Below are 15,598 nucleotides of genomic sequence, written 5' to 3' on the forward strand. Positions count from 1 at the left end.
GTCGCGATGGATGCGTAAGCGGGGTCAGCAGGCTGGCACGGGTGTTGGCCGCGCCAGGGCGGCAAGCAAGGGGGCAATCAGGGCAACGAAATCGTCAGGTGCGAGAAACGCGGCCCGAGCTTGATGACCTGCGAATAGCCTTCCAGTGTTTCGTTGGTCTTGGTGCGCAGCGTGTGCGACAGCCCGAGAAAGGCCAGCAACGCCATCAACGCAAACACCGCGCCGAAGATCCACAACGGCGTTTCGCGCTTGAGCGTGTGTGCGACCTTGTCGGGCAGCGGCCAGTGCGGTGCGAAGGCGGCGCGCTTGCCTTTGATGGCGGAAATCTCATCGCCCAGGCGTGCCGTCAGGTAGGCGAGCTTCTCTGGCCCTTCGAGGATGTACTTGCCGCGGAAGCCCAGCAGCAGGCACATGTGAAAGACTTCGAGCGCCTGCAGGCGCGGGGCACCGTGGGCACGCAGTTCTTCCAGCTTGACGAAGAAGGTCTCACCGGCAAGCTGCTCACCAAACAGCACGAGCTGCAGCGGGCGGCGCTCCCACGCCGTGCGGATCGAGAAGTTGGACGACAGGATGGTCTCGTCCACGGCCGCACAGAAGGCGTACTTGGCGTCGAACACATCTTCGGCCGACACGTTCAGGCGCTTGGCGCCGCGGTCGAACTCATCCAGGAACGTGCGTACACGCGCGAGAAAATCTTCCGCACTGGCGGGTTGCTGGCCATTGCGCAACTGAAACAGCATGAAGAAGCCGTCATAGAGCAAGTCCAGCAGCGTGCGCGCATGCGAGTTGGCTTCACGGGCATCGGCCCCGGCATTGCCGGGTGCGGGTGCCGAACCGCCAAACAGCGAAGGGGTGGTGGTAGCGCTCATGAAGTCACCGCAATCAGTTCAAGTTTGAGTTCCCGGATGCCAGCCGGGGCGTAGATGGTGATGGTCTGGGCCTGGAGCATGCGGTCGTACAGCATGCCGCGTGCTTCAATGGTGAAGTAGCACGCGCCCGGGCGCACCGGAATGGCCGGTGGCACCTGCGGGGTGTAGGTGATCGGCACGCCGGGCATGGAGGAGAGCACGAGCTTCTCCACGTCGTCCGGCGCGCCCAGCTTGAAGCGGGCAGGAATGGCCTCCACCAGTTCCGCCACCGGCATATCTGCCGAGACCGACAGGTAGAAGCTGGTCTTGTCGTCGATCTTGCCGGAGTCGATGCGGCCGAGATGGAACGACGGGCGTGTCTCTTCCAGCGCAATTGCAAAGTAGCGCGTGGAGATGACCGTATCGAGCAGCTCGCGCACGATGGTGTCCAGCTTGGCGAACACGGGGCCGGGTTGGTCGTGGTCGTAGGCGGGCAGGTCGGTCAGCGTGTAGCTCTTGGTGAACGTCATCAGCGCGCCGGCCAGGCGCAGCATCTCCTGGAACAGCCGCTCGGGGTGCAGGTCCGGATGGTGATACAGGTGCGAGAGCGCTGCAAAGGCCGCGTTGGCCGTATGCAGCAGCCAGAACGAAGCGATGTCGCCCGAGCGGAATTCGATGATGTTCTTGGTCGGCTCGCGGTGGAAGCCGTACAGCGCATTGACCTTGGCCTGCAGCGCGTCGAGCAGCCGGCGCAGCCGCTGGTAGAGCACAGCCGAAGCGTTGATCGACAGGCTGGGCGCCACGAAGCTCTCATCCAGCTCGAACCCGCCGGTGCCGGTGCGGCGCACGCGCACCACGGGCAGCGAGATGAACTGGTCGCGCGGCTCGGTCTCTGCCACCAGCTTGACCGACTTCTTCAGGAAGGTGATGGCAGCGGGCTCGGCCTCGGTATAGAGATCGGCCGTTTCTTCCTCTGCGCCCACAAAGCGCGAGACCGATGCGCCCTCGACCGGCTCGCGATAGTTGCCGCCGTTTTCCTGCAGCGGGTAGAGCGCGATATGGAATGTCAGCTCCGACACACCGGCCGGAACGGCATCCAGCACAAGCGGGGGGGGCAGTGCATCTGCCTGCGGCGCGAAGTAAAGCTCGCCATCCGGAAAGAACAGCGAAAGCTCCGTCACGCGCAGCACGCCGCTGGCGAGTGCATCAGTATCAAAGCGCGCGTGGCGCACGCCCCAGCTGTAGGGCTGGATGACTTGCGCCATCGCATGCAGGCGTGACTCGTGGTACGCGTCCTGGCGCTGGAAATGCTGCGGACGCAGGAACAGCCCTTCGCCCCAGAGAATCTTTGCGGAATAGCTCACGTTGGCCCTTCTAGTAACGGGGTCTGCTCAACTGCCGCAGATTGCGGGCGAAAGCAGGTTCAGATCGGATTGCGGTGTGCTGCCGGCCGGCGTGGTCGGCGTGCCCGCGGTCAAGGTCATGGCGCAGGCGTGCAGGCCGATCACGATGCCGTTCTTCTCGTTCTTCTCGGTGTTGAAGGCGAACTTCCAGCGCTGGGCTGCCGGGCTGCGGAACAGCGCCACCACGCCGAGTGTCGTCGCCTCGCGCGAGACCTTTTCCGTGAAGTCGTAGCGCTGGCCTGGGATCAGCGTCATTTCACGAACCTGCACGAGATCGGCGCCGAGGGTTTGCTTCTCGCGTGCCGGATCGATGAAGGTGTCATACGGTGCCTGCAGGAAGCTGGTCGGATCCTTGAGCGAGTACAGGCGCACCACCAATGCCACGGGCCGCTTGTCATTGGCGGCATTCAGGTTGCTACCGGCGGTGAGCTTGAGCGGCACCTCGCGCGGCGGTTTTTGCGCGTCCGGCAGGTTTGACGACTTCAGCCCCATCGCTTCCAGTGCGCCATTGGCGGCGCCGGCCAGCACGCTGGCGCCCGTGGAGCAGGCAGCGAGGGCCACCATGCTCCCCCCGGCCAGTATCAGCTTGAGCACCGTCGCGACGCGGCGCCTGGGGGTGCTGCCGCAGCCCGACAGCCTCCTTGCTGCATCGAATTTCATAGTCTTCATGCCTGATTTTTGTACTGTTTAATTCTATTGATTTGACCGGTTTTGCACGGGTTCGGGCAAAAGAAATCTTGAAATGTTTCGGTTTATTAATAAAAGAAAATGTGAAATGTTTCGGTTTCTTAATAATCGAATCTGGCCATCAAGATGTGCTACAAAGCCTTGAATTCAAAGGAAATGTTTCGGTTCCTTAATGATTCATTTGTGGTTGTCAACTTCAACGAGCGGAGTGTACTATTTCGCGCCAGTCGAGACCAACATTTAACTCGCCAATTCCGGTGAATATGATTGGGTATCGACGCACCGCTTTGAACTTTTGAAGAGTCTCGCCGTGGCCAAATCCATGTCTATTTCCCGCGTTCTCCGTTCCCTTATCGTGCTGGCTGGTGCCGCTGCCTTGATCACCGGCTGTGCCACAAGCAACCCAGGCCCCCAGACGGACGAGGCTTTCAAGCAGAGCATGTCGGAGGCGGAAACCGCCGCTAAGGGTGGCCAGCAAGACAAGGCCATCGACCTGTATCAGCAGATCGCCAAGGTCAACCCGACGCGTGACGAACCGTGGGTGCGCATCGCCCAGCTCCAGTTCGGCGCGGAAAAGTATCCGCAGGCCATCCTGGCGGCTGAAGAAGCGCTGCAGCGTGATGGCAGCGACCGCCAGGCCAAGAGCATCCTGGCGGTGAGCGGCCTGCGCGTGGCGCGTCGCTCGCTGCAAGAGCTGCGTGCTGACAGCGCGCTGGCAGGCGACGTCAAGACCGATGCGCAAGTGCTGGCCAAGATGCTGCGTGACACGCTGGGCGAGCAGGTTCTGTTCCCGGGTGAGCAAACCGCCAAGCAGCCGGTGCGCCGCCCGACTCGCGTCGTCAAGCGTGCAGCGCCCGCCGCAACCGAGGCCGCCAACCATGGTGGTACAGCCGCTCCGGCAGCCACGGGTGGCGCCAGCGGCAGTGCTGATCCGTTTGGCGCGCTGCGCTAAGCGCCGCACCGGTTCCCGCTTCCGCATTCCCCAGGAGGAACGTGATGGCCAAGAAAGAAAGTGTGCAGAAGCGTCTGCAGAAGGTGCGCCCGCCGCGCGTGCAACTGACATATGACGTCGAGATCGGCGACGCGATCGAGCAGAAAGAACTGCCGTTCGTCGTGGGCGTGGTGGCTGACCTGTCGGGCCAGTCGGAAGTGCCGCAACCCAAGCTGCGCGACCGCAAGTTCGTCAACATCGACCGCGACAACTTTGACGACGTAATGTCCGGCGTCGCACCGCGTGCGGCCTTCCAGGTGCCCAACACGCTGACGGAAGAGGGTGGCCGCTTTGGCGTCGACCTGACATTCCGCTCGATTGAAGACTTCAGCCCCGAGGCGGTGGTGCAGCAGGTTGAGCCGCTGCGCCAGTTGCTGGAGGCGCGTTCCAAGCTGGCCGACCTGCGCAATAAGATGGCCGGCAACGACAAGCTGGAAGACCTGCTGGCTGACGTGCTGAAGAACACCGAAAACGCGAAGAAGCTCGGCGCCAAGACAAACGGGGGCGAGGATGCTTGAGAACCAATCCGCTGCGCAGAGCGCCTCGGTTGCGGAGGAGGTCAGCCTGCTTGACAGCATCGTCGAGCAAAGCCGCGTTGCCAAATCGGATTCCGAGCGCGAGCGTGCCAAGGACATCATCGGTGAGCTGGCCAGCCAGGTGCTCAACGGCACCGTGGTGGTGTCCGATAACCTGTCTGCCACGATCGATGCCCGTGTGGCCGAGTTGGACCGTTTGATCTCGCAGCAACTGAGTGCCGTCATGCATGCGCCGGAATTCCAGAAGCTGGAATCCACCTGGCGCGGGTTGAACTACCTGGTCAAGGAAACGCAGACCGGCACGACGATCAAGATCAAGGCGCTCAACGCGACCAAGCGCGATCTCGTGAAGGACTTCAAGACGGCCATCGAGTTTGACCAGAGCGCGCTGTTCAAGAAGGTGTACGAAGAAGAGTTCGGCACGTTCGGCGGCGCACCGTTTGGCGCGATGATCGGCGACTTTGAAGTGACGCGTCAGCCTGAGGACATGTACTTCATCGAGCAGATGGCGCACGTGGCCGCCGCCGCACACGCACCGTTCATCGCTTCGTCGTCGCCTGAGCTGCTGGGTCTTGAATCGTTTGCCGACCTGGGCAAGCCGCGCGACCTGGCCAAGGTGTTCGACACGGTGGAGTACGCCAAGTGGAAGTCCTTCCGCGAGTCGGAGGATTCGCGCTACGTTGGCCTGACCTTGCCGCGCTTCCTGGGCCGTCTGCCATACAACCCAAAGGACGGCACCACCGTTGAAGGTTTCAACTTTGTTGAAGACGTGGACGGCACCGACCACAGCAAGTACCTGTGGTGCAACGCTGCCTGGGCCTTCGGTGCACGCCTGACGGCGGCGTTTGAAGACTTCGGCTGGTGCGCGGCCATCCGTGGTGTGGAAGGCGGCGGCCTGGTCGAAGACCTGCCGACGCACACCTTCAAGACCGACGATGGCGAAGTCGCGCTCAAGTGCCCGACCGAAATTGCCATCACTGACCGCCGCGAGAAGGAGCTGAGCGACCTCGGCTTCATTCCGCTGGTCCACTGCAAAAACTCCGACTACGCCGCGTTCTTTGCAGCGCAGTCAGTGCAGCGTCCGAAGAAGTACGACACGGATAGCGCCAACGCCAACGCCGTGCTGTCGGCGCAGCTGCAGTACATCTTCTCGGTATCGCGCGTGGCGCACTACCTGAAGGCGATGATGCGCGACAAGATCGGCAGCTTCGCGTCGGCCAAGAACGTCGAGACGTTCCTCAACCGCTGGATCTCGCAGTACGTGCTGCTGGACGACAACGCCACGCAAGAACAGAAGGCGCAATTCCCGCTGCGTGAGGCGTCGATCCAGGTGTCGGAAGTGCCGGGCAAGCCGGGCACGTACCGCTCGGTGGCGTTCCTGCGTCCGCACTTCCAGCTGGACGAACTCTCGATCTCGCTGCGATTGGTGGCCGATCTGCCCAAGCCGACCAACTCGTAATCATCATTCCTGACCGGACTCTCCCCGGGGGGGAATGTTCGGGCCTAACCACGCGTTGCGCTCGTTACACATTGCAGTACCAACAACCTATCTATTGAAGAGGGTCTCTGTATGAAGGATATCTACGTCAAGTTCGACAGCCCGGCAATCAAGGGGGAGTCGCAAGACAAGGATCACAAGGATTGGATCGAGATCAACAGCTGGTCGCAAGCCGTCGTGCAGCCGCGTTCGGCCACGGCTTCGACCGCCGGCGGCCACACCGCCGAGCGCTGCGAGCACCGCGACATGGTGTTCTCGAAGGATCTGGACGTGGTCAGCCCGCTGCTGTACCAACACGCTTCGGGCGGCACGACCTTTGGTGAAGTCACGATCGAATTCTTCCGCGCTGATGGCGAAGGCAATCGCGTGAAGTACCTCGAAGTGAAGCTGAAGAACGCCATCCTGAGCGAAGTCGATTCGCAAGTCGTGGCCCAAGGCATCCCGAGCGACACGTTCAGCCTGCGTTACGCCGCAGTGCAGTGGAAGTACACGCAGCAGAAGGGCGCTGGCGGCCAGGGCGGTAACTCGCAAGGCGCCTGGAGCCTCACGAAGAACGACAAGACGTACTCGGTCTAAACGTTTTAACGTTTGGCGTTCTGATTGCAAGCGCCGCAGCCGTACGCTGCGGCGTCTTGCATTGGCACTGGCTAGAGCGGTATGAAAGGCTTCGAACCCAGCCTGCTCGAAAAACTCTTCGACGACGAGCCCCACGCGCCCATGCCCACGGCATTGCGCCAGCTCTCGCTGGAAGAACTCAAGAGCACGGTCGCACGCGACATTGAATCCCTGCTCAACACGCGCATCGTGTTTGAGGAGGACGACTTGCATGGCTTGCCTGAGTGCAAGCGGTCGCTGCTCACCTATGGGCTCAACGATTTTGCCGGCCTGAGCCTCGCCAGCTTCTACGACCGCAATTACATCTGCCAGTCGCTGACCAAGGCGATCGAGCGCCATGAACCGCGCCTGCAGCATGTGAACGTGTCGCTGGAGATCAACGAGCGGGCGACCAACGCGCTGTGCTTCGGCATCAGTGCGGTACTGCTGGTCGGGCCTGCGCGGGAGCCGGTGAGTTTTGACGCCACGCTGCAACCGTCCACGCTGCGCTACTCCGTTTCACGCGGACGCGGCTGAGATTGCCTTCGGGCCTGAGTGCACCGATTGACGGCCTCAGGACCTATACCGGACCGCAAGGAAGATGGAAGAGCTGCTGCCCTACTACGAACGAGAACTGGCTTTCCTGCGCCGGTACTCGCGCGACTTCGCCGAGCGGTATCCAAAGGTCGCTGGCCGGCTCGCCATGTCGGGCGAGGGCTGCGACGATCCGCACGTCGAGCGGATGATCGAATCGTTCGCCTTCCTGACCGCACGCGTCAGCAAGAAGCTCGACGACGACTACCCCGAATTTACCGAAGCGCTGCTGGAGGTTCTGTACCCCCACTACCTGCGCCCGTTTCCCTCGTGCTCGGTGGCGCATTTCGATGTGCGTGGCGTGGCCGCGCAGCTGAGTGCCCCGGTCACGATCCCGCGCGGCACCTTTCTGACCACGCGCATCGTGCGCAAGGTGGAATGCCGCTTTCGCACGGCGTATGACGTGACCTTCGCGCCAGTGCGGGTGGCTGCGGCCGCCTTCGAGCGTGCCGTGTCTGCGCCGGCCGCCGTGCAATTGCCCAAGGGCGCAACCGGCTCCATTGCCATCACGCTGGAGCACGTTGGCGAGCGCGGCGGCTTTGAATCGCTGGCGCTGGATAAGCTGCGCGTCTACATGGATGGCGAACCGTCGTTCGTCGCAGCCCTGGGCGATGCGTTGTTCTTGCATACCGCCGCTGCCTACGTAGAAGGCGAGCGCCCCGGCGTGTGGAAGCGCCTGATGGGCGTGCCGCTGCTGGAAGTCGGCTTTTCCGAAGACGAATCCCTAATCGATTGCCCGGCGCGCTCGCACCCGGCTTATCGGCTGCTGACCGAGCACTTCAGCTTCTCGGAGAAGTTCAACTTCTTCGACATTGACCTGGCAGCGCTGCGGCGCGGCCTGACGCCGGGTGTGCCGGTGCGCAAGCTGGTGTTGCACCTCGTGCTGAAAGACGTACGCAGCGATTCCCACGCCGCGCGCCTGCTCGAGAATCTGCAAGCGGAACACCTGCGTCTGCACTGCACGCCGGTGGTCAACCTGTTCCAGCAGAAGGCGGACCCGATCCGTATCGAACACACCGCCAGTGCATATCCGGTAGTGGCTGACAGTCGCCGCGCGCACGGCTTTGATATCTACTCGATCGACAAGGTGCAACTGGTGCGCGAGACCACGGCGCACGAGCAGGTGACGGAATTCCGCCCTTTCTACTCGCTGCACCACGGCGAAGAGCCGGGCCGCGCCGGCCACTACTGGCTGGCCCGCCGCAACGAGATGGTCGCCCAGCGCAGCCCCGGCTTCGAGACCGAGATCTCGATCGTCGATACGCAGTTCGACCCGGCAAGCCCACAGACCGATACGCTGAGCCTGTCGGTCACCTGCACCAATCGCGATCTGCCAGCCACGCTGGCGTTTGGTCAACCCGATGGCGATCTGTCGATGGAGGGCAGCTCGATTGCCCGCAACATCATTTTCTTGCGCAAGCCGACGCCTTCCATGCGGTTTGGCGGCGGGCGTGCGGCGCAGTGGCGGTTGATCTCGCTGCTGGCGCTCAACCATCTTTCGCTCGTGCAGAACGGGTTGCCGACTTTGAAGGAAATGCTGCGCTTGCATGACTTGCCGCGCAGCGCGATTTCCGCCCGGCAGATCGAAGGCATTGTCGGGCTGGACTATCAGCCGGCAACACAGTGGCTGGCCGGCAAGCCGTTCGCCACCTTTGTACGCGGTCTGGAAATCCGCCTCACGCTGGATGAAGACGCCTTTGTCGGCACGGGCCTGCACCGCTTCATTCGCGTGCTGGACCACTTCTTCGGCCTGTACGTCCACATGAACAGCTTTGTACAGCTGATTGCGGTGTCGCGCCGCAGCGGCAAGGAACTGGTCAAATGCGCACCCCGCAGCGGCGAATCGATCCTGGTGTGATCCGCGGGCTGCTCAAGCAGCCGCACCGGTACCAGTTCTTCCAGGCCGTGCGCCTGCTGGAGCAGCTCTTCGCGCGCCGTGGCAGCACCTCGTCCGAGCACGCGCTTGCAACGCGGGTGAGTTTTCGCAATACGCTGTCGCTGTCGTTTCCGCCCAGCGAGTTGCAGGGGATCGAGGCCGAAAGCCTGACGCCCGACATGCTGGAAACCGACGAGGCCTTCATCGCCGCGCTGGAAGAGGGCGCGCTCGACAACCTCGCCATTACGCCCTCGTTCTTCGGCATGCTGGGCGGGCAGGGCGCCTTGCCCCTGCGCTACACCGAGATCGTTGCCGAGCGCGAATCGGTCTGGCGCGACCGTGCAGCCCGCGCGTTCTTCGACATCTTCTCGAACCGTGCGACGGCGTTGTTCTACCTGGCGTGGAAGAAGTACCGGCTGCCGTTCCAGTACGAAGTCGACAACAGCAAACACTACCTGCCGCTGTTGTTGTCATTGGCGGGCGCGGCGGACAAGACGCTGCGCAGCGATCTGACCGGCACACCCGGCGCCATCCACGACGAAGCGCTGGCTGGCTACGCCACCGCGGTGCGCCACCGCCCTGTGTCTGCCGCGTATCTGCAGCGCGTGCTGGCGGACTACTTCCAGGCGCCGGTGCGTGTGGAGCAATTCGTGGGCGGCTGGTATCACGTGCCTGCATCGCAGTACACGCGGCTGGGCAGCACAAGCAATGTGTTGGGCGCGACGGCGCTGGCCGGTGCCCGCGTCTGGCAGCGTGATCTGCGGGTGCGCCTGTGGGTCGGCCCGCTCAAGCGGGCGCAGTACCGCAACTTCCTGCCCGGCGCGCCCGGCGCACTGGCGCTGCGCAAGATGCTGACCATCCTGAGCGGCACCACGCTCGAATTTGAAATCAAGCTGATCCTGCGCCAGCAGGACGTGACTGGCTGCACGCTCGGCGCGCAAGACAGCGGCAGGATTGGCTGGGACACCTTCCTGTGCTCGCGCCCCGCGCAGCAAGACCGCAGCGACGCGCGCTACACACTCGCGCCGCTGCACTGACACCAATCACCGACACCTTTTTCGATCCTTCGGAGCCCTGCCGCCATGGCCATCCCACTCAAGACCCTGATCGCCAAGCTGAACGCGACCAGCCGGCAGGCTGCCGAGCGCGCCGCCTCGCTGTGCATGGCGCAAGGCAACTACGAGGTCGACCTAGAACACCTGTTCCTGGCACTGCTGGAAAACCGCCGCAGCGATTTCGCCGTGGCCGCGCGTGCCAGTGGCATTGATCTGGTAGCGCTGCAGCGTGACCTGGAAGCGGAGATTGGCCGCTTTCAGAAGGGCAACACGCGCACGCCGGCGTTCTCCCCGTATCTGCCGAAGCTGTTCGAGCATGGCTGGCTGATCGCCTCGTTGGATTCGCAAATCACGCGCATCCGCTCAGGCCATCTGCTGCTGGCCTTGCTGACGGAGCCGAGCCTGTCTGCCCTGGCTGAGCGTGGTTCACGCTTGTTTGCCAAATTCGAGGTCGATCGCCTCAAGCACGATTTCGAGCGCATGACCGCCGGTTCGGACGAGCAGGAACAGGCCGTCGATATTGCCGACGATGCAACCGCTCAGGCCGAAGATGGCGGCAAGCCCGCCGCAGCACTGTCGTCCACGCCTGCACTCGATCAATTCACGGTGGACCTGACGCAATCCGCCCGCGAAGGCCGTATCGACCCGGTCATCGGCCGTGACGCCGAGATCCGCCAGGTGATCGACATCCTGATGCGCCGCCGCCAGAACAACCCGATCCTGACCGGCGAGGCCGGCGTGGGCAAGACCGCCGTGGTGGAAGGCCTGGCGCTGCGCGTGGCCGCCAACGATGTGCCGCCGCCGCTGCAAGGCGTGACACTGCGCACGCTCGATATGGGTTTGCTGCAGGCAGGTGCCAGCGTGAAGGGCGAGTTCGAGAACCGCCTGAAGAACGTGATCGACGAGGTGAAGAAGAGCCCGAAACCGATCATCCTGTTCATCGACGAGGCCCACACCATCATCGGCGCAGGTGGTCAGGCTGGCCAGAACGATGCGGCCAATCTGCTCAAGCCGGCGCTGGCGCGTGGCGAACTGCGCACCATTGCCGCCACCACGTGGAGCGAATACAAAAAGTACTTCGAGAAGGACGCTGCGCTGGCCCGCCGCTTCCAGGTCGTCAAGGTGGAAGAGCCGAGCGAGCCGCTGGCGGCTTCCATGCTGCGTGGTATGGCGCCGCTGATGGAGCGCCACTTTGGCGTGCGCGTGCTGGATGAAGCGATTACCGAGGCGGTGCGCTTGTCGCATCGCTATATCAGCGGGCGCCAACTGCCGGACAAGGCCGTCAGCGTGCTGGATACCGCCTGCGCCAAGGTGGCGTTGGGCCAAAGCGCCACGCCCGGCGCCATTGAAGACGACCAGAAAACGCTTGAGCGCCTGCAGGGTGAGATCAACGCGCTGGAGCGCGAGCAGAGCGCCGGTGCAGAACACGATGCGCGCCTGGAAGCCCTGAACGCGCAGCGTGTGGAGTTGGAGCAGCGCGTCGCCCAGAACACCGAACGCCTCGCCAAGGAACGCGAACTCGTCGCCCGCATCCAGGCCCTGCGTGAAGCCCGCGAAAACGGCACGGAGCAGGCCAGTGAGGAAGATGCATTGCCGGTGGCTGCCAACAGCAACGTGGTGTCGATGCCCAAGCGCGCCCGCACCGCCGATGAGCCGGACGAACTGGCCAAGCTGCTGGCCGAACTGCGCACGCTGCAAGGCGAAACCCCGATGGTGCCGCTGCAGGTGGACGGCCACGTGGTGTCGGAAATCGTCTCCGCCTGGACGGGCATCCCGCTCGGCCGCATGGTCAAGGACGAGCTGCGGACGGTGCTGAACCTCAAGCCGCTGCTGGCTGCCCGCGTGATCGGCCAGAACCATGCGCTCGATGCTATTGCACAGCGCGTGCGCACTGCCACCGCCAACCTGGAAGACCCGAACAAACCGCGCGGGGTGTTCCTCTTTGCCGGCCCGTCGGGCGTGGGCAAGACCGAAACCGCACTCGCACTGGCCGACATCCTCTACGGCGGCGAGCGCAAGCTCATCACCATCAACATGAGCGAGTACCAGGAGGCGCACAGCGTGTCGGGCCTCAAGGGCTCGCCCCCTGGCTACGTCGGCTACGGCGAGGGCGGTGTGCTGACCGAAGCCGTGCGCCGCAACCCGTACAGCGTGGTGCTGCTGGATGAAGTGGAGAAGGCCCACCCCGACGTGCTGGAGATGTTCTTCCAGGTATTCGACAAGGGCGAGATGGATGACGCCGAAGGCCGCCCCATCGACTTCCGCAACACCATCATCATCCTGACGTCCAACGTCGGGTCGTCGAACATCATGCAAGCGTGCCTGAACAAGGCGGCGGAAGAACTGCCGGACGCCGATGCCCTGGCCGAACAACTGCGCCCGACGCTCTACAAGGCGTTCAAGCCGGCATTCCTCGGCCGCATGAAGGTGGTGCCGTACTACCCGATTTCCGACGACGTACTGGCCGAAATCATCACGCTCAAGCTGGGCCGCATTCGCGATCGCGTGGCCGTCAACCACAAGGCCACGTTCCAGTGGGACAACGCGCTGGTGGAATCCGTGCTCGCACGCTGCACCGAGGTGGATGCCGGCGCCCGCGCGGTCGACCACATCCTCAACGGCACGCTGTTGCCGGAGATTGCCGAATCGGTGCTCACGCGCATGGCCGAAGGTGGCAGCGTTGAGAAGATCAAGGTGGGCGTCGGCAAGAGCGGCGAGTTCAAGTACCGCATTCAATAAGCGAGCACACCATGGTCTCTCCGACCGAGCTGGCAAACCTGCTGCGCGCGGCCTTCACCCAGGCCAACCGCCTGCTGCGGCTGGAAACACCGCTGGGGCCGAACGCGCTGTTGCCCGAACAACTGGACGCCGCCGAGCATATGGATGCCGGTGGCTTCCGGCTGGAACTAACGGCGCTGTCCGACAACGCCGACATAGATTCCACCAAGCTGCTCGGCCAGCCCGTGCGGCTCGACCTGCTCACGCAGCAAAGCCGCAGCACGCTGCGCCCGTTCCACGGCCACGTCACGCGTTTCGAGCAGCTTGGCGCCAATGGCGGCCTGGTGCGCTACCGGCTGGTGATCGAGCCGTGGCTCGCCTTCCTGCGCTACCGCCGTGACAGCTTCCTGTTCCAGGACATGTCGATCATCGAGGTGATCGACAGCCTGTTTGGCGACTACCAAGGCCAGGGCCGCCTGGTACCCGCATGGCGCTGGGCGCTGCGTGACAGCGCGGTCTACACGCGCCGCAGCGTCATCACGCAATACGAAGAGAGCGACTTCGATTTCGTTACGCGCCTGCTGGCGGAAGAGGGGTTGTTCTACTTCTTCGAGCACGAGGCCAAGGATGGCGATGCGCTGGGTGTGCACCGCATGGTCATCGCCGATGCCAATGACGTGTTCACCGACAACGCGCAAGCCAGTATCCGCTTTGGTCGCGCGGACACCACTGCCACCGAAGACGTGATCGACCGCTGGCAGGGCACGCGCCGCTGGCAGACCAACGCCGTGTCGATCGCAAGCTGGGACTACCGCGCCAACGCCAAGCGCACGGCGCAGCTTGGGGGCCAGCAGCAGGGCAGCGATGGCCCGCAACTGACACTGCAGGACACCGACTACCCCGGCCAATACTGGTTTGAAGACAACAACCAGGCGCAGCGCGTCGCACGGCTGATGATGGAAGCGCTGGAGCTGCGCGACAAGCAGTTCGATGGCGAAGGCAGCGTGCGTACGCTGGCGACCGGCACGCGCTTCAAGCTGACCGACCACTTCGATCACGATGAGGGCGACCAGCGCTTTGCCGTGCTGGCCGTGACGCACCAGGCACGCAATAACTTCAACGACCGCTTCGGGCAGGTGCTGACTGAAACGCTCGGAGCATTGAAGGATGGCGATGTGCTTGGCGCCGGCAGCAACAAGGGCGCGGGCGAAGACGCCACGTTCTACCGCAACCACTTCACCGTAGTGCGCGACAGTGTGCCCGTGCGCCCCCAGCAGAGCGACGAGCAAGGCCGCGCACTGCACCCGCGCCCGACCGTCAACGGCAGCCAGACCGCACTCGTGATTGGCGCCGATGGCCCGGTGCATACGGACCGCGACCACCGCATCAAGGTGCAATTCCACTGGCAGCGCGGTGCGCGCTCGGCCAGCCGCCAGTCCCACCCCGCTGGCGATGACAACGCGCGCGCCAGCGCCGGCCTGGGCGCCTGGGTGCGCGTGGCCGCGCCGGTGGCCGGCCCCAACTGGGGTGGCGTGGCCCTACCGCGTGTTGGCCAGGAAGTGCTGGTGGAATTCCTGCAAGGCGACATCGACCGCCCCGTTGTGGTGGGCGCCGCTTACAACGGCACCGGCCAGACCGACGCACAGTACAACCAGAACCAGGCCGGTGCAGCCGGCGCTACCGGCAACGCACCCGCTTGGTTTGCCGGCGACAGCAAGAGCCAAGGCGCCTACGCTCACAACGCGGTGCTTTCCGGCATCAAGACGCAGGCGCTTGCGGGCAGCCAGGCAGGCACATCGGGCTACAACCAGCTTGTGTTTGACGACACAGCAGGCCAGGGCCGCACGCAGCTCAGCACCACGCAGGCCGCCACGGGCCTCGTGCTAGGCCACCACAAGGAACAGATCGACAGCGCGCGTCAGGCGGATCTTGGCCACGGTGCCGCGCTGGCCACCGACGACAGTGGCAGCGTGCGCGCCGGTGCCGGTCTCCTGCTGACCGTGCACAGCGCTGGCACCGATGCGGCATTGCAGGACAGTGAAGCCGCCGCCAGCCAGATCGAAGCGATGAGCGACCTGGCCGAATCCCTGGCTGAAGCCGCGCAGAAGCAGAAGGCCGGCCTGGCAGATGAGCCGGCCGCCAAGGAACTGCCCGCGCTCAAGCAACTGCGTCACACCACCGAAGTCCTTCGCCACACCGAGAGCGCCGGTGAAGGTGCCCAGGCCGTTGCCTACAGCGAGCCGCATCTGCAGATCTCCGCGCCCAAGGGCATCGTCACCACAACGCCCGCCGATACCGTGATCGTTGCCGGTACGCAGGTGATGCTTGCCGCCAAGCAGGATGTGAATGTGCCGGTGGGGGGCAACCTGTCTGTTGCTGTGGCCGAAGGGCTGAGCCTGTACGCGCATGGCAAGTCGCTCGGGCAGGCGGGGGATGCCACACCTGGTATCGCCATGCATGCCGCCAGCGGCAAGGTGGGATTGAGCAGCCTCAAGGGTGAAAGCCACCTCGTGGCCGAAAAGGCTGTGACCGTGGCATCCACGCAGGCCAGCGTGACGGCCGAGGCCAAGCAGTATGTGCTGGTCAATGCAGCCGGTGCGCAGATCAAGGTGACCAACGGCACGATTGAGCTGCATGCGCCTGGGATGGTGACGTTCAAGGGGGCGGGGCATCAGTTTGTGGGGCCGGGTGGGGCGGCGGTGCATAACAGCTTGGCGCAAGGCAAGCTGAAAGGGTGCAGTGTCCAAGAGGACGGTGCCGCCACCAGTGGTGCAGGGTCGGTGTCGCGTTGAATGACC

The 15,598-nt window shown here is 63.8% G+C and carries 12 protein-coding genes; 9 read left to right on the plus strand and 3 right to left on the minus strand.

Annotated features, from left to right (window positions below; genetic code table 11):
• Positions 1-77 precede the first annotated feature (77 nt).
• The 3 genes from icmH to tssJ are packed head-to-tail and all read right to left on the minus strand — an operon-like array spanning position 78 to position 2,911.
• Positions 78-869, minus strand: coding sequence for a type IVB secretion system protein IcmH/DotU (gene icmH, locus F7R11_RS21490; RefSeq protein ID WP_048936033.1), 792 nt, complete (start codon positions 867-869; stop codon positions 78-80).
• A complete protein-coding gene (tssK, locus tag F7R11_RS21495; protein ID WP_021193536.1) occupies positions 866-2,212 on the minus strand; it encodes a type VI secretion system baseplate subunit TssK in 1,347 nt (448 codons plus the stop codon). The genes icmH and tssK overlap by 4 nt, the downstream gene beginning before the upstream one ends.
• A 27-nt stretch (positions 2,213-2,239) precedes the next feature.
• On the minus strand, positions 2,240-2,911 hold the full coding sequence (gene tssJ / locus F7R11_RS21500; RefSeq protein WP_390624413.1) for a type VI secretion system lipoprotein TssJ: 672 nt from the start codon (positions 2,909-2,911) through the stop codon (positions 2,240-2,242).
• 349 nt (positions 2,912-3,260) lie between these two features.
• Between tssJ and F7R11_RS21505 the strand changes: the two genes are divergently transcribed.
• The 9 genes from F7R11_RS21505 (at position 3,261) to F7R11_RS21545 (ending at position 15,592) form a co-directional block, all read left to right on the plus strand.
• Positions 3,261-3,890, plus strand: coding sequence for an outer membrane protein assembly factor BamD (locus tag F7R11_RS21505; protein WP_169341975.1), 630 nt, complete (start codon positions 3,261-3,263; stop codon positions 3,888-3,890).
• A gap of 44 nt (positions 3,891-3,934) precedes the next feature.
• Entirely contained in the window at positions 3,935-4,447 is a 513-nt protein-coding gene (gene tssB / locus F7R11_RS21510) for a type VI secretion system contractile sheath small subunit (protein ID WP_021193540.1), read from the plus strand.
• Positions 4,440-5,924 carry a type VI secretion system contractile sheath large subunit gene (gene tssC, locus F7R11_RS21515; RefSeq protein ID WP_064807993.1) on the plus strand — a complete coding sequence of 495 codons (1,485 nt, stop codon included), beginning with the start codon at positions 4,440-4,442 and terminating at the stop codon, positions 5,922-5,924. Before tssB ends, tssC begins: the two co-directional genes overlap by 8 nt.
• A 111-nt stretch (positions 5,925-6,035) precedes the next feature.
• Entirely contained in the window at positions 6,036-6,539 is a 504-nt protein-coding gene (locus F7R11_RS21520; protein ID WP_021193542.1) for an Hcp family type VI secretion system effector, read from the plus strand.
• Between the two features lie 81 nt (positions 6,540-6,620).
• A complete protein-coding gene (gene tssE / locus F7R11_RS21525) occupies positions 6,621-7,094 on the plus strand; it encodes a type VI secretion system baseplate subunit TssE (protein WP_064807990.1) in 474 nt (157 codons plus the stop codon).
• A gap of 64 nt (positions 7,095-7,158) precedes the next feature.
• Entirely contained in the window at positions 7,159-9,009 is a 1,851-nt protein-coding gene (gene tssF, locus F7R11_RS21530) for a type VI secretion system baseplate subunit TssF (RefSeq protein WP_064807988.1), read from the plus strand.
• Complete coding sequence (gene tssG / locus F7R11_RS21535; protein WP_064807986.1) at positions 8,973-10,064, plus strand: type VI secretion system baseplate subunit TssG; 1,092 nt, start codon at positions 8,973-8,975, stop codon at positions 10,062-10,064. Before tssF ends, tssG begins: the two co-directional genes overlap by 37 nt.
• A gap of 45 nt (positions 10,065-10,109) precedes the next feature.
• Complete coding sequence (gene tssH / locus F7R11_RS21540; RefSeq protein ID WP_064807984.1) at positions 10,110-12,821, plus strand: type VI secretion system ATPase TssH; 2,712 nt, start codon at positions 10,110-10,112, stop codon at positions 12,819-12,821.
• 11 nt (positions 12,822-12,832) lie between these two features.
• The gene (locus tag F7R11_RS21545; RefSeq protein WP_064807982.1) at positions 12,833-15,592 is read left to right on the plus strand and encodes a type VI secretion system Vgr family protein; all 2,760 of its coding nucleotides are present in this window, start codon (positions 12,833-12,835) and stop codon (positions 15,590-15,592) included.
• Positions 15,593-15,598 lie beyond the last annotated feature (6 nt).

Origin of the sequence: Ralstonia insidiosa (assembly GCF_008801405.1) — a bacterium.
GTDB lineage: Bacteria > Pseudomonadota > Gammaproteobacteria > Burkholderiales > Burkholderiaceae > Ralstonia > Ralstonia insidiosa.

What these genes read in the sequence shown, in the direction of transcription:
- icmH (WP_048936033.1), bottom strand. Translation starts at nt 869, where the DNA reads ATGAGCGCTACCACCACCCCTTCGCTGTTTGGCGGTTCGGCACCCGCA.
- tssJ (WP_390624413.1), bottom strand. Translation starts at nt 2,911, where the DNA reads ATGAAATTCGATGCAGCAAGGAGGCTGTCGGGCTGCGGCAGCACCCCC.
- F7R11_RS21505 (WP_169341975.1), top strand. Translation starts at nt 3,261, where the DNA reads ATGTCTATTTCCCGCGTTCTCCGTTCCCTTATCGTGCTGGCTGGTGCC.
- tssB (WP_021193540.1), top strand. Translation starts at nt 3,935, where the DNA reads ATGGCCAAGAAAGAAAGTGTGCAGAAGCGTCTGCAGAAGGTGCGCCCG.
- tssC (WP_064807993.1), top strand. Translation starts at nt 4,440, where the DNA reads ATGCTTGAGAACCAATCCGCTGCGCAGAGCGCCTCGGTTGCGGAGGAG.
- F7R11_RS21520 (WP_021193542.1), top strand. Translation starts at nt 6,036, where the DNA reads ATGAAGGATATCTACGTCAAGTTCGACAGCCCGGCAATCAAGGGGGAG.
- tssE (WP_064807990.1), top strand. Translation starts at nt 6,621, where the DNA reads ATGAAAGGCTTCGAACCCAGCCTGCTCGAAAAACTCTTCGACGACGAG.
- tssF (WP_064807988.1), top strand. Translation starts at nt 7,159, where the DNA reads ATGGAAGAGCTGCTGCCCTACTACGAACGAGAACTGGCTTTCCTGCGC.
- tssG (WP_064807986.1), top strand. Translation starts at nt 8,973, where the DNA reads ATGCGCACCCCGCAGCGGCGAATCGATCCTGGTGTGATCCGCGGGCTG.
- tssH (WP_064807984.1), top strand. Translation starts at nt 10,110, where the DNA reads ATGGCCATCCCACTCAAGACCCTGATCGCCAAGCTGAACGCGACCAGC.
- F7R11_RS21545 (WP_064807982.1), top strand. Translation starts at nt 12,833, where the DNA reads ATGGTCTCTCCGACCGAGCTGGCAAACCTGCTGCGCGCGGCCTTCACC.